Annotated in this window: 14 protein-coding genes; 3 read left to right on the top strand and 11 right to left on the bottom strand. The window is 36.3% G+C overall.

What is annotated here, in order from left to right; all coding sequences use genetic code 11:
- Positions 1-5: 5 nt before the first annotated feature.
- From AC13DP_RS02850 to AC13DP_RS02830, 5 genes are all read right to left on the bottom strand, one after another.
- Complete coding sequence (locus AC13DP_RS02850; protein ID WP_483067285.1) at positions 6-461, bottom strand: sterol desaturase family protein; 456 nt, start codon at positions 459-461, stop codon at positions 6-8.
- 16 nt (positions 462-477) lie between these two features.
- On the bottom strand, positions 478-1,317 hold the full coding sequence (locus AC13DP_RS02845) for a phytoene/squalene synthase family protein (RefSeq protein ID WP_013070377.1): 840 nt from the start codon (positions 1,315-1,317) through the stop codon (positions 478-480).
- 4 nt (positions 1,318-1,321) lie between these two features.
- Complete coding sequence (locus tag AC13DP_RS02840; RefSeq protein WP_228251532.1) at positions 1,322-2,785, bottom strand: phytoene desaturase family protein; 1,464 nt, start codon at positions 2,783-2,785, stop codon at positions 1,322-1,324.
- Positions 2,786-2,787: 2 nt separating this feature from the next.
- Positions 2,788-3,681 carry a MerR family transcriptional regulator gene (locus AC13DP_RS02835; protein WP_347407118.1) on the bottom strand — a complete coding sequence of 298 codons (894 nt, stop codon included), beginning with the start codon at positions 3,679-3,681 and terminating at the stop codon, positions 2,788-2,790.
- Between the two features lie 150 nt (positions 3,682-3,831).
- Positions 3,832-4,590, bottom strand: coding sequence for a DUF481 domain-containing protein (locus AC13DP_RS02830; RefSeq protein WP_347407119.1), 759 nt, complete (start codon positions 4,588-4,590; stop codon positions 3,832-3,834).
- A 605-nt stretch (positions 4,591-5,195) separates the two neighbouring features.
- Between AC13DP_RS02830 and AC13DP_RS02825 the strand changes: the two genes are divergently transcribed.
- Together AC13DP_RS02825 and AC13DP_RS02820 are read left to right on the top strand one after the other, a co-directional pair.
- On the top strand, positions 5,196-6,518 hold the full coding sequence (locus AC13DP_RS02825) for a tyrosine-type recombinase/integrase (RefSeq protein WP_347407120.1): 1,323 nt from the start codon (positions 5,196-5,198) through the stop codon (positions 6,516-6,518).
- Positions 6,519-6,636: 118 nt separating this feature from the next.
- Positions 6,637-7,119 (top strand): hypothetical protein, encoded by a 483-nt coding sequence (locus tag AC13DP_RS02820; protein ID WP_347407121.1) that lies wholly within the window; start codon positions 6,637-6,639, stop codon positions 7,117-7,119.
- Positions 7,120-7,182: 63 nt separating this feature from the next.
- Here the strand turns inward: AC13DP_RS02820 and AC13DP_RS02815 are convergent, their stop codons facing one another.
- The gene (locus AC13DP_RS02815) at positions 7,183-10,701 is read right to left on the bottom strand and encodes a phage tail tape measure protein (RefSeq protein WP_483067284.1); all 3,519 of its coding nucleotides are present in this window, start codon (positions 10,699-10,701) and stop codon (positions 7,183-7,185) included.
- 182 nt (positions 10,702-10,883) lie between these two features.
- Here AC13DP_RS02815 and AC13DP_RS02810 point away from each other — a divergent pair, with 182 nt between their 5' ends.
- A complete protein-coding gene (locus AC13DP_RS02810; protein ID WP_483067283.1) occupies positions 10,884-11,042 on the top strand; it encodes a hypothetical protein in 159 nt (52 codons plus the stop codon).
- Between the two features lie 212 nt (positions 11,043-11,254).
- On the opposite strand, the gene AC13DP_RS02805 is transcribed toward AC13DP_RS02810, so the two are convergent.
- The 5 genes from AC13DP_RS02805 to AC13DP_RS02785 are packed head-to-tail and all read right to left on the bottom strand — an operon-like array spanning position 11,255 to position 12,819.
- The gene (locus tag AC13DP_RS02805; RefSeq protein WP_483067282.1) at positions 11,255-11,776 is read right to left on the bottom strand and encodes a hypothetical protein; all 522 of its coding nucleotides are present in this window, start codon (positions 11,774-11,776) and stop codon (positions 11,255-11,257) included.
- Positions 11,773-12,198 (bottom strand): hypothetical protein, encoded by a 426-nt coding sequence (locus tag AC13DP_RS02800; protein WP_483067281.1) that lies wholly within the window; start codon positions 12,196-12,198, stop codon positions 11,773-11,775. The genes AC13DP_RS02805 and AC13DP_RS02800 overlap by 4 nt, the downstream gene beginning before the upstream one ends.
- Complete coding sequence (locus tag AC13DP_RS02795; RefSeq protein WP_483067280.1) at positions 12,195-12,509, bottom strand: hypothetical protein; 315 nt, start codon at positions 12,507-12,509, stop codon at positions 12,195-12,197. The genes AC13DP_RS02800 and AC13DP_RS02795 overlap by 4 nt, the downstream gene beginning before the upstream one ends.
- 10 nt (positions 12,510-12,519) lie before the next feature.
- Positions 12,520-12,657, bottom strand: coding sequence for a hypothetical protein (locus tag AC13DP_RS02790; RefSeq protein WP_483067279.1), 138 nt, complete (start codon positions 12,655-12,657; stop codon positions 12,520-12,522).
- A 6-nt stretch (positions 12,658-12,663) separates the two neighbouring features.
- Positions 12,664-12,819 carry a hypothetical protein gene (locus AC13DP_RS02785; RefSeq protein WP_483067278.1) on the bottom strand — a complete coding sequence of 52 codons (156 nt, stop codon included), beginning with the start codon at positions 12,817-12,819 and terminating at the stop codon, positions 12,664-12,666.
- Between the last annotated feature and the right edge of the window lie 201 nt (positions 12,820-13,020).

The following is a 13,020-nucleotide window of genomic DNA, read 5'->3' as shown; positions in this document are numbered from 1 at the left end:
TAGGTTTACTTAGATTTTTTGAAGTATTTAAAAGGAACAAACAGCATCCCGAAGTTTTCGCCGTCTTCTTTGCCAATATGTTTATGATGCATTTTATGTGCTCTTCTAATTCCTTTCGCGTACGTACTGTTGGCGTTTCTAAAGATTTTAAAGCGTTGATGAATAAAAATATCGTGAACACTAAAATAAGCGATACCATAAGCTAAGATTCCCAGACCAATGGGCAGGGTAAACCAAACATTTTCATAACGCCATAAAAGGAAGCAGCCAATACTTACGGCAGCGTAGAATACAAAAAAAAGATCGTTGCGCTCCCACCAGCTGCTGTGATCTTTTTGATGATGGTCCTTATGCAAACTCCATAAAAAGCCATGCATAATATATTTGTGGGTAAACCAGGCCATGCCTTCCATGCCAATAAAAGTGGCTAAAAATATGACGATCCAAAGTAGTGTAATCATAGTCTAAATTTACAAATTATATAAGATTTAGTCGGCATGAGATATAAGATTTTGCAAGTAATCCTGCTTTTTGATAATCTGATACCCTAATTCGCTTTTTCTTAATTTCTAAAGATGGGGTTTGTTTTAATTTGTAAAGTAATTTTTTGTAATAAATATAGGCGGTATAAACGCCAAATTTGGCTTCAACAGGCAAGTGGATTATTCCGTTTAAACCTTTTCTAAAATCTTCTTCAATTTCAGCAATGATTCTTTTTTTACTTTCTTCATCTAATTGATCAAGATTGGTGTTAGGAAAATAACTTCGGTTAAGATCCTCAAAATCGGCTTTTAGATCTCTTAAGAAATTCACTTTTTGAAATGCCGATCCAAGGCTCATGGCCGACTCTTTAAGTTGGTCGTACTTTTTCTGATCTCCCTTTACAAATACTTTTAGGCACATAAGGCCAACAACATCTGCGCTTCCGTAAATATATTCTTTATATTCTTCGATGCTTAGGTAATCGGATTTATGAAGGTCCAGTCGCATACTTTTCATAAAAGCGACATACAATTCTTTATCGATATTGTATTTATGGACGGTTTCCTGGAAAGCATTAAGAATAGGGTTTAGACTAATTTTATCAGCTAAAGCTTTGTATAAGTCGGTTTCAAAATCATTGAATAATTTCTCTTTGTCATAATCGTGAAAGCTGTCTACAATTTCATCTGCAAAGCGTACGAAACCATAAATGTTGTAAATGTCCTGTCTTATGCTGGGAGCTAACATTTTTGTAGCAGAAGAAAAAGAAGTACTGTAAGCATTGGTAACTTCTTTACTGCACGTTCTCGAGACAACGTCAAAAATAGATTTCATAGCATTAATTTTTATTTTTTGTGATTAGCCCGGCGGTTAATTTTCCAGAGATCAATGATGGTGGAACTCCCGGCCCCGGTACCGTTAGTTGTCCTGCAAAAAACAGATTGTTTACTTTTTTACTTTTAAGCTTTGGTCTTAGAAAAGCTGTTTGCAGCAGGGTATTCGCGAGCCCATAGGCGTTTCCTTTATACGAATTATAAGCTTCTTTAAAATCGTTTACACAAAAAGACTCTTTAAATATAACATTATTCTTAACACTTTGATTGGTGAGGGTTTCAAATCTAGTGATAATTTTCTCGAAATATTTAGCTCTTAATTCCGCCGTATCTTCAATATCCGGGGCTAGTGGAATTAAAAAAATTCCGGCTTCCTTTCCTTCCGGTGCTACATTATCATCGGTTACCGAAGGAAAGCTCGCATAGAAAAGCGGATTTTCCGGCCATTTAGGATTATCGTATATATTTTGTGCATGTACATCAAAATCGGTATCAAAAAACAAACTATGATGTACCGTGTCTTTTAATTTTTTATCAAACCCCACATAAAAAAGTAGGGAAGAAGGAGCAAATGTACGGCTCTCCCAGTATTTTTCAGAATATTGGCGGTGCTCTTCAGGAAGTAATTGTTCGCTGTGATGATAATCAGCACCACTCAGCACGATATCGCTGGCTATAAATTCATCATTTACATATAAACCCTTAGCAGTATTATTTTCAACTTTAATATTAGAAACAGTGCTATTGGTTTTAATCTTTACGCCTAAACTTTCGGCTAGAGATTGAATGCCGCGAATTACTTCGTACATTCCTCCTTTTGGATGCCATGTACCCAACCCAAAGTCGGCATAATTCATAAAACTGTAAAAAGAAGGGGTGTTTGTAGGTTTAGCGCCTAAAAACAAGACCGGAAATTCAAGAATCTTGATGAGATTTTGATTATTAAATTCTTTCCTAACTTTTTTGGAGATGGTACTAAAAAACTGCCCGATCCTAGCTGCGGTTTGGGGGGTAACCAGTTCCAGTGGCGAAACGCCGGGGCGGTATACCACATCTTTTATAGCAATGTCATAATTTTCCCGGGCTTCTTTAATAAACTTCTTTAAAGCTTTAGAACTACCAGGCTCTTCTTTTTCGAAAGCAGCATAAATTTTTTCAAGACTATCTTCAATACTTATATAATGACCTTTTTCAAAATATACCCTATAGGCAGGATTGAGTTTGATTAACTGGTAATAATCCTCCGGTTTTTTATCAAAATCAGCAAAAAAGCGTTCAAAAACATCAGGCATCCAGTACCAGGTAGGGCCAATATCAAAAGTGAATCCCTCTTTTTTTAACTGTCTTGCTCTACCGCCAACCTCGCTGTTTTTTTCATAGATCGTGATATCATAACCTTCTTTGGCCAGGTAACACGAGGCCGCGAGTGAAGCAAACCCAGAGCCGATAATACTTATTTTTTGCTTCATTTTTAGATGGTCTTTATAAAATTATTCAAATCGCGGTATATTTTAATATTTTCGGGTAATGGGGAATCTTTGAGCATATTTGCTTTATGACCAAATAAATTGAGTTCATACTGGCGGCCATCACAAATAATTTCCTGAAATTCATTAATAAAATCCTGCATATTCACAGGTGCAATGGTGCAGTAACTTAAAAAACGTACATTAGGATAACGTTCTAATAAAAATTTCATGTTGGAAAGGGGTAAACTTGGCCCCAGAAAGATGGTTTGATATCCGGAATGCAACAGCAGGTATTGTATATATAAGATCCCGATATCATGAATTTCGTTTTCTGGCAGAAAAAGAATAAACAGATCATCTTTAATGGGTTTTTTACTGCTTTTTATGTCTACAATATTTATATAAAGTTTTTGCTTTATTAAATCTACGATATAATGCTCGTGAATAGGTTTTATGGTATCAGTTTGCCAAAGCATTCCCACCTCATTTAAAAGCGGAAGAAAGATATTGTTAAAGATGGTTTTAAACGTCTTTTTTTCGAGTAAAGCTTTATAGGTTTTATCGAAAAGACTTTCGTCAAAATTCATCATGGCCATCTTAAACTGATTGATCGCCCTGTTTTCGTCACTAATACTGGAAGTGATACGATGAACCATTGCGGTAATTTCTTCTTCGCTTAGTTTTGAAATCCGTGAAATCTTATATCCATTCTCGTTAAGAAAAGCGATGTTCAATATTTTTTGCAGACTGGAACTATCGTACATTCTAATATTGGTGTCGGTACGTTCCGGTGTTAAAATATTATAGCGCTTTTCCCACATTCTTATCGTGTGAGCCTTAATACCGCTAAGATTTTCGAGATCTTTAATGCTAAAGTTTTGCTTAATTAATTCCATATAACCTATGATACTTAACAAATCTAAAGAAATAGAACCTGTAATTTATATATAGAAAAGTTAAAATGTTTAATCTAGAGATTAATTGGTTAAACAAAATAAAAAAAATGATACAATTGTCGATTTTTAATCACGATGGAACAGCGTTTTTTAAATACTTATCCCAAATCCCATTTGAAGTTTCGAGGTATATTCTTTAGTATTTAATGGTGTTTCACTATCAAAATAATAGTCATAAATCGCAAAGAATTTAAGCCATTTGTTTAAGGGAAAGTCGAATCTAAATTGTTCGAGCAGTCGATAATCATCAAGATTTCTATACAACGGCTGATAGTAAAAAGTATTGGTGAGCATAAAATTGCGGGATGAAGAGGTGTAGGAAAAACTAATATAGGTACTATTTCTATGATTATAGCTTTTACTTCGTAGTGTATCATTATATTCCACCTCGTACATATAGCTATTGCCTAAATGTCCCGTAAAGTTTTTACGGTCAATCCAATTAAAGCGTACACCAGCACCAATAAGATTTCTTTGTCGCACCACCAGTAGTTGGTTGTATTGTCCCTGTAGGAAAGCTTCCAATTTTATAAGTTTATCAATACTATAGTTAAACCTTCCATGTAGAAACCAGGAGTTTTGTAAGTTTCCCTCATCGGCATCAACGAGATTATAATTCCCTAGCAGGAGGTAGGTTTTTTTAAGGTCTTTGGACCGAATTTGGGTAGTGATAGTTGCCTGAATCTGATTCACTGTAACACCATCATTATTAGAGTGATCAAAACCAAAATCGGCATTAAGCACAAATTGAGTAGAGTCAGACTGGATACGTTGAGTTTCTATATTAACCAATTGGGCACTTAATAACCAGGGTAGAAATAAGCAAATTAATAATAAGGTTTTAGGCATTTCAAATGTTCAGAGCGCAAATATAATAGCTTTCGTGAATTAGAAACGGTGATGTTAGTTCTGAATTTATTTTATTGGCATCGCTAGAAGTGTATAAAATTCCGATTCTGATACTTAGCCGGATGCATAGAAATCTTAAAGGATTTTCCATTTTTTCCATATGGCTTTCCTCAAAGTTGTTGATTAGCATGATTAATAACGTGCGGAAACAACATAACATAATAGATGACTCATTAGAGTTAAGCTACAAACGCATAAGCAGAATCCTTTAATGCAAAAATAAAAGCGTTTAGGGCTCAGTTTAAAGGTTAGAGGATGATATAGATTACCTGCAATTTTGGCCTAAACACAACAATTAGGATTGATCCATTAAATGAATAGTTAACTAAAGAAATTTTGGAAAATAGAAGTGTAAAGTGCCCAGGATGGGAGTTGAATATATGTGTTTAGATGTTTTTCATTTTAGTATTTTCCTTGTATTAACCTGCCGTATGAGTGATATCAAGGTTTTTGAGCTAACATCTATTAACATCTAAACACATTATTTAATATTAAAAACGGATAAAGTTCGGATAAAGTTTTATTTTTGACCAAAACAAATCTGTATGGCATCTGTAAATTTTAGGTTAAAAGGGGTAAGGAACCCCACTCCTATATATGTCCGCTTTCGTCACGGTAATGATTTTAATATCTGGAAAAAAACAGGAAAAGTAATTGATCCTAAGAACTGGACGGTTGACAATAAGAAAAAGATCAACGGAATTACGCCAAAGCTAATTAAGAATGATCCAGAACTTGGAAACTTAAATATTAGTTTAGAAAAGTTATCCATTCATATTATTGAAGCCTTTAATAAATCCAATCCCAAAGAAATTACCGCGGATTGGTTGGAAAAGCAAATTGATATTTTCAATGGTGTTTATGATGAAGCTGAGGATGAGCTAAACGAAGGTTTACTTCATGCTGTAAACAATTTAATCGAGAACGCTCACACCCGTGAGAACTATAAAGGCAGTTTAGGACTCTCTAAAAGTAGGATTAACTCTTATATATCCTTGCGAAATATTTTAAAACAATATCAGGGTAGAAAGAAGTTTAAAGTTTCAGATGTAAATATAAAATTCGCAAAAGAATTTCTTAACTGGATGATAGGTGAAAGAAACTATTCTGAAAGTTATTCCCGAAAAATTATAGCAGATCTTAAAACTGTTTGCGTGGAGGCTGAAATGGATGGCATCCCTACTCATTTACAGCTTAAAAAGGTAAAGGGCGGTAAACCAAAAACGGATTATATTATATATCTAAATCCTGAAGAACTGAAAACGATTAAAAATACCGATATGAATAATAGAAAGCTTAATAATGCCAAAAAATGGCTATTATTAGGCTGCAATATTGGTCAAAGAGGTTCAGATCTTTTAGGGCTTAGAGAATCGAATTTTGTAACTAGACAGGGGCTAGATTTAATTGAGTTAACTCAGCAAAAAACAGGAAAGAATGTGACTATTCCGGTTCTGGAAACCACTAAAGAGATATTACAGGAGGGGTTACCTTATCCTATTTCACTTCAGAAATTTAATAACTATTTGAAAATTCTTTGTAGAGAAGCTGGTATTGCAGAAATTATTCCAGGTCGTAAAATAGTTTTAGTTGATGAAAATGGGAATGAATTACCTAAAGATGAGGATGGGAATTACCTCGGAAAGGGAGAAAAGAGAACATTACAAGGTTATTACCCAAAATGGCAATTAATCAGCTCCCATACTTGTAGAAGATCTTTTGCATCTAATCAATATGGAATATTGCCAACTCCTTTAATAATGCAAATAACAGCTCACAGTACTGAGAAAATGCTACTGAATTATATAGGTAAATCCTCTATGGATTACGCACAAGCAATAGCTGAATTTTATAAAAATCAAAAATAATATAAAAGCTAAAAGCGTTTGTGTATGCCCCCAGTCTTTAAAGCCGTATTTACGTAAAACCGTAAGGTTTTTAATGAATCTTCGGTTAGCTTCGTTGGCTAATAATTAAATCAATCAAATGAAAACTAAAATTTTATTACTTTCTTTTTTAAGTGTTCTTTTATTCTCCTGTAGTTCCGATGATAACGAACCTGAACCCCAGATTACCACTTATCAAATTGTCAATAATGCCGAAAGTCAACCTAATGAAAATGTATCTGAATTAGACGGGACCTTATATGAAGTCACCGTTTTGAAATATATTGATGATGATTTGGCTGGCCAGGATGATCTTGATCCTATTTCTGCCGATGGAGGAAAATCCAATAAAATTGAGTTAAGTGAAGATGTAGAAAAAATAAAAGTTTCTTTTAAATGGCTGCCTGAGAGTTCCCCTTATTATGATATTCTGGATTTAGATCGTGTTTATACCGCTTCGTTTACCTATATCAATGTAGGTGAGGACAATGAAATTATTATCGACGGGAATACACTAGTAAAAAATACAGCTGCCTTTGCTCCTGAAAAAGAAAGCATGACCTTTATACAAGCTATCCAATAAAGGATAAACCTAGCTTAACCAACCAGTAAAAGGGCAGGCTTTGTAGTTTGCCCTTTTCTATTGCTAGCTTCTAGATTGAAAATCAAGTATTCCGTTCTCAATTGTACCCATACGGTTATCTAGGGAAGTCAATGTTCTATCCATGGTTTCCAGATGTCGGTTATATCTAGTGTTCAAAGCTATCTCTGAAAGATAAATACTACTTTGTTCGGCAATTAAAACACTTTGGCGCGTATCAATTCGCATAGCATTTAAGTAGCCATTCATAACATTGGCAGTATCTTCGGTTATGCTTTTAATAGCTCCACTCATTCCTGATCTGTTCTCCGGTTGATATAGAGATCCCATACCGGTTGATGAAAGAATATCATCAATTGCGTTTAGATCGTCTCTCGCTCCATTAATCATAGAAGCATATAATTCTCTCAAAGATTCTATTTCTCTGGCTGAAAAGCCTCCATCTTCTCCATAATCAGCAAACTGTTCGTAGAATTTCGCTACTTCGTCTTCAACGTATTTCATTTTGAAGGCGTTAAGCATAGCGTTTTTCATCATATCCTCAAAAGTCTCTGCGAAATCTTCAGCCGCTAGTTTACCCTCTCTAAATCCTTGAATTAGACTATCAGCGATTGAATCCGCAGTAGTACCGGTAAATAACTCGTTTAGTTCTTTTTGTAGCTCCACAACTTCGCGCCTGGCATCTTCCGCTTTTTGTTCTAGCTCTTCCAGTTTGGCCTGATCGGTTCCGCTTCCTTTCCCTTTTTTGGCAATGGTAAGACCTAAGACTTTTACTTGTTTTTCGGCTTCTTTTTCGGCTTCCTGGGCCTTCTTAGCTTGTTCTTCTAAATCCTCTAATTCAAGAATAGCCTGCTGCCTGCTGCCAACTCTGTCCTCTCCAACACTTTGAGAAATAGTGTAGTCCAGTTTTTCTATTGTTTTTTCAAGTTTGGCAATCGCTTCTTCATACACGGCCGTATTACTTTCGACTTCAGTAGATATAGCAGAAGTAAGTACTTTCATAGCACCGCCAATGATATTCCCGCTGGCGATCATTCCGGCTCCTTCGGCGACTCCTGCAAACTGTGCTAATCTATTTGCTCCTTCTTCATCACCAGAGATATTATAATATAAATCTGCCATGCCGTAAAGACCATCTGTGACAGAATAAAGGGCATCAATTAATTTTTTATTGACTTGATCTTCTTTTCGGCTAGGCTCAGTAATTATTTTAGAATCCTTTTCGGAAAGCAATCCCTTACTTCCACTAAGTCCAGCTTGCTTAAGCGTTTTTTCTAATTCTTTAGTGTCAATTTTGACCTTAGCATTATTAGATTGATTGGTTTGATAATCAGAATACCCTAGACTTTGAGAAGTTAAAAGAGTACTTTCTTTATTATTCTTAGCTAATATTAACGCCTCTTTTTCAGCAGCATTTTGAGCGGCTGCAATCCTACGATCTAGGTATTGCTCGTAGTCATCCCCTTGCTTGAGAAGGTTGGCGTACAAACTATTAGCCAGATCATCATAACCGCGTCTAACCAGATTAAAATAGTTCTGATATTTTAATTCAGTTTCCTTAAGTTCTTTTTGAAGTTCTTTTAGTGCATCTTGATCGCCATTTTCGCCATTGCCTGAAAAATCTGTATTCAAATATCGTTTTCTGGCTTCCGCGTACTTCTTGATTTCTTGGTTTTCGGATTCAAGAAATGGCTTTAGGCTTTCTAATTTCTGCAAGTCATCTATTTGACGGAATTGAGCAATAACCTTTTGACGTTCCTGAAGAGCTTTTTCAATCTCTGCGACACCAGAATCGGCAAATCGATTTAACTCGGAAGATTGCATGGCTTTATTAATTTCTTTTATAGCCTGGATCCTTCCTTGTTCGGTTTGTAGTTGTTCTTTGGACTTTCTGTTATCCTTATCTCTCAGCTCATCAACAAGCGCACTTTGCTCTTTTAAACTATCCGTGATCTTGCCTTGCTGGATAACGGTCTGTGATAAATTATTTATCGATTCTTGTGCGAATCCTTTTAGAGATTCACCGAATTTATCACCGGAATTTAATTGCCGGTCAAAGGCTCCCTCAACATCTTGTAGTTGCTCTTTTACAGATTTTAGGATATCACTATTGCTCTGGTCGAAATTGATATTCAAGTCAACGCCATTATCTTTGGCTATCACCTGTAAGTTTGCAAGTTCATCATTGAATTTGTCTTGAACGTTTTCCAGATTGATTTCAATATCGCCCTGCTTTTGGCTGGCCTTTATAATTTCCTCTTGTCGCTTTTGGAATTTATAGCGCTCAATATAGGAATCATTAACCCGGTCAAGGATCAATAGAAGATCTTCATTAGAAGCTTTTTCTTTATCAATTCCAGCTAAAAAATCTGGGAATTGATCTATAATTTGATCGCGAACTTTTTTAAACTCATCGGAACCATCTTTAACCCGGTGAATTTCATCTCTTAGCTTTACAATTTCAACACGTTGCTGATCGAATGAGTCTTTTAAAGAATCACTGTCATCTAGCGCCTTATTAACAAAACCAGCGAAGTTACTTGAGATTTGAACAATGGCATTTCCTACTTCTTCTGTAGTCGCTTTGATACGGTTGTTTAGAATCGCCCATTGATTTTGATTTGAGCTTAACATTCGCTCATTAGCAATGGTGGTGGCACCAGCTGCCTTCGCGTATTCAGCTAGATCTTTTTGCGCTCCTTCGGCATTTTCACCCGATACAGCAAGTATAGCACTCATAGCTTCAACACGGCCGGTAAGTTCTTTAAGCTTGTTCTGGCTTCCTCCGGCTTCATTATAGATTGCCTGGAAAGCATTTTGCAGAGTCATAGATTGTGCGGCCCCGTCTCCTAAAACTTCATTGGTAGCTTCTATGGCCGCTCTTATTTGTGTCATTGCCTGGCTAGTGGGAACACCTTGTTTCGTGAGCGTTGCAATAGCGGCTGCCACTTCCTCAAAGTTATAGCCAGAAGATGCTGCGAGAGGAGCAACCTCAGACAAAGAATGCGATAATTCATCAATCGTTGTTTTCCCTAGGCGAACAGTTGTAAACAAGATATCGGATACTCTTCCGGCATCTTCGGCTTCTAACTTAAAGGCATTTAATACAGTGGTTAATCCGTCGGCTGCCACTTCGGTACTGGTTACCCCAGCCGTTGCGGCTTTTGTGGAAGCTTCAAGAAGTTTAAGACCTTCGGCTCCATCATAACCAGCAGAAACTATTTGATAATAAGCTTTTGCGAGTTTAGCAGGTGGATCTGGGCTTATTTTGGAAAGTGCAAATACTGCTGCAGATATTCCTTCAAAGTCCTTTTGAGCAGCTTGAGAGATCGTTTGTACCTCTTTCATTGCTTGCTCGAATTCTCGCATCATTTGATACGCATCATTTGCAATCTTGCTAAAAGCTGTTGCTGCCCCAGTAGCAAGAATGCTAAACGGACTTATTTTTCCAATTGTAGATGCAAGGTTTCTAACTATTCCAGTTGCATTTGCTGCCCCGGATTTTAACCCATCTAAATCTATTCCTGATTCAAAGAATAAAGAATTACTCCCTCTAACCGCCATAATTATCGCATTTAAACAGTGCAATGTAGAGTAGGGGAGAGGCGTAAAGCCTTTATTTACGGTCGGTTATGCGTAGATGCAATTAGTTTTGAAAGTGAATTTCGGATATGTATTTAAAAGTCGTTTTTGTGAAATAAATTCTTTATTTTTAAACTGTATAACTTTTATAAAATCTTATAGAAATGCAAATAACCACTATAAATATGGCTAATGTCCACGATGGAAAGCCTTTCAATACGGCTCAATGGAGAATGGCTACAATGGAGGAAAAAGCTAAAGTGTATAGCAGAATTGCTTCTTTTAATAATCAAAGATGTAATGACGTAATTGGAGGAAGTTAGACAAGGCTTTTATTAATAGGATAATCATATTTTAAAAGACTCGTCCTATACTTATTATAATCATTGTACGCGGTTTTTATGCCTACTGAAAATACAACAGCGGCTTCTTCAACTGCTTTTTTTATTGTATAGCCTTTAGCTCGTTTTCGGGTTATAAAAATACCAATGAGGCTTTGTCTTTTATGAACTAGCTTCATGTTACGATTCATAGCTTAATAAACTAGATCGCGCTTAGTAGCTTGAATTTCGGCTTTTCCTTCGCTATAATCTTCGATTAAACACAAACCTTTACTTTGGATTTTGGAACTCCCAAAAACTACTACTTTGGAATTTTTAGAAATCACCTTGCTATTATGGAAAGCCGTTATAAATGAAGAGTCGTAGCTTTCGCAAATAGAGTTATCAAAACATCGCGCTTGGCTATGACCGGAAACAATAGCTTTGGCATCTTTAAATAAGATTAGTTTGCAATCTTTCTCTACTGTGGTTCCAGAAAAGAAGATTCCGGCATCGTTCATTTTCTTTTCATCGCCCAGGGATAGAATAATATCACTATTCACAACATCGCTATTGATTAGCCATTCAATATTTTCAAAAAGCATTTGTAATGCTGCTTGATCTGTGAAGTTCGCTTTAAGGCGTTCAAGCTTAAACCAGTACTGCTTGCAAAGTTCGTTTTCGTCGAAATTAATTTCCTTGATGCTATTGTAAATGTGGTCAAATAACGTTCTCATCGATTAATTTTAATTGATTTCAGTAAATCCTTGATCTTTTTAGAGGTTGGAGCAGATCCGGTAATCACATCGTAACCCATGCTTTCTACTGCAGCGGCATAGCTCATACCGGCCACTCCGATCAAAACGAACCCCGTACTTTGTTTTTCAGCCACTTCAGCGGCTATCTTCTTTCCATTCTTTACACCTTCGCTTTTGTCACCATCGAACCGGGAAAATATTTCTTTACCGTCTTTTAGAATGATATAACCAATGGAAGCGGCTAAGTTACCGGTGCGGTCGCCATGCGTTCTATTTCTCTTAGCATCCTCGGCAAACTCATCACCTGCGTAATGTAGCGCTTCAATAACCCTATCTTCATAAGTGTTAATCTGACTTTGAATGTATTGGTTAACCGCTGCTATTTTGAATTTTGGTTTCATTTTTTACTGGGCCTGCGTTCGTCAATCCATGCTTGCATATCATTCAAGATTATTTCGGTAAGCTTTATTTGATCTTCCGGGCTATAATCATCGAAATTTGCTGCGAAGAGTAAGCCAGCTTCAAATGGATCTGTAGAAAACTTGTTTATTTTTCGATTGATATCCGCACTAACCATTTTCTTAAACTTGGCATCTTTAACCTGTTCCGCTTTGGATAGGTTTGGCCGGCCGCTTATTAAAAGCTTGATTAAAGCAGCGGCATGAACAATGTTATTAACACGAACGCCAGCAAAATTATATCCTGTTTTCATAATGATGTAATTAACTTACCACTCTACGTGCAAAATCTTTGATCTCTTCTTCGGATGGCCTGTTTACAGACTTTAGTCCTTTAAGTTTCTCTTGCAGTTGGGTGATTTCTGCCTCAGTCTCTGCAATTTCTTTTTCGTTCTCTGTCATCGTAATTTAATTAGAGGTTCTTACTTCCTTTTCGATTAATGAGGTGACAAAGCCGGTCATTGTTTGATCGTTCTTCGCTGCTTTAATCCTAAGTTTCTTTTTCAAACTAGAATGCAGGTTGATAATCAGCAATTCATGGTCTTTGTCTTTTTTCTTACTCATTTTAAAAAGGCTTACTGTTTCAATTGCGAAGATATAGACAGGTGTATATAGTTAACCCCGATTTAATAAGTTAGATGCGTAGATGCTATTTAGGCAACCAGCGCAATTTTACGCTCGTTGTATCTGGCGTTAACTTTGACGTCAGTGATTGGGGATAGGACTGGGAAAAATTTCCCTATCCTTCTTTTTTGAAATGGAAGA

It is taken from the genome of Zunongwangia sp. L-65, from assembly GCF_056859415.1.
This window is presented reverse-complemented; position numbering and strand designations above follow the sequence as displayed.

Bases quoted from the DNA above. Each gene is read 5' to 3' on its own strand.
- AC13DP_RS02850 (WP_483067285.1), bottom strand. From the start codon at position 461: ATGATTACACTACTTTGGATCGTCATATTTTTAGCCACTTTTATTGGC.
- AC13DP_RS02845 (WP_013070377.1), bottom strand. From the start codon at position 1,317: ATGAAATCTATTTTTGACGTTGTCTCGAGAACGTGCAGTAAAGAAGTT.
- AC13DP_RS02840 (WP_228251532.1), bottom strand. From the start codon at position 2,785: ATGAAGCAAAAAATAAGTATTATCGGCTCTGGGTTTGCTTCACTCGCG.
- AC13DP_RS02835 (WP_347407118.1), bottom strand. From the start codon at position 3,681: ATGGAATTAATTAAGCAAAACTTTAGCATTAAAGATCTCGAAAATCTT.
- AC13DP_RS02830 (WP_347407119.1), bottom strand. From the start codon at position 4,590: ATGCCTAAAACCTTATTATTAATTTGCTTATTTCTACCCTGGTTATTA.
- AC13DP_RS02825 (WP_347407120.1), top strand. From the start codon at position 5,196: ATGGCATCTGTAAATTTTAGGTTAAAAGGGGTAAGGAACCCCACTCCT.
- AC13DP_RS02820 (WP_347407121.1), top strand. From the start codon at position 6,637: ATGAAAACTAAAATTTTATTACTTTCTTTTTTAAGTGTTCTTTTATTC.
- AC13DP_RS02815 (WP_483067284.1), bottom strand. From the start codon at position 10,701: ATGGCGGTTAGAGGGAGTAATTCTTTATTCTTTGAATCAGGAATAGAT.
- AC13DP_RS02810 (WP_483067283.1), top strand. From the start codon at position 10,884: ATGCAAATAACCACTATAAATATGGCTAATGTCCACGATGGAAAGCCT.
- AC13DP_RS02805 (WP_483067282.1), bottom strand. From the start codon at position 11,776: ATGAGAACGTTATTTGACCACATTTACAATAGCATCAAGGAAATTAAT.
- AC13DP_RS02800 (WP_483067281.1), bottom strand. From the start codon at position 12,198: ATGAAACCAAAATTCAAAATAGCAGCGGTTAACCAATACATTCAAAGT.
- AC13DP_RS02795 (WP_483067280.1), bottom strand. From the start codon at position 12,509: ATGAAAACAGGATATAATTTTGCTGGCGTTCGTGTTAATAACATTGTT.
- AC13DP_RS02790 (WP_483067279.1), bottom strand. From the start codon at position 12,657: ATGACAGAGAACGAAAAAGAAATTGCAGAGACTGAGGCAGAAATCACC.
- AC13DP_RS02785 (WP_483067278.1), bottom strand. From the start codon at position 12,819: ATGAGTAAGAAAAAAGACAAAGACCATGAATTGCTGATTATCAACCTG.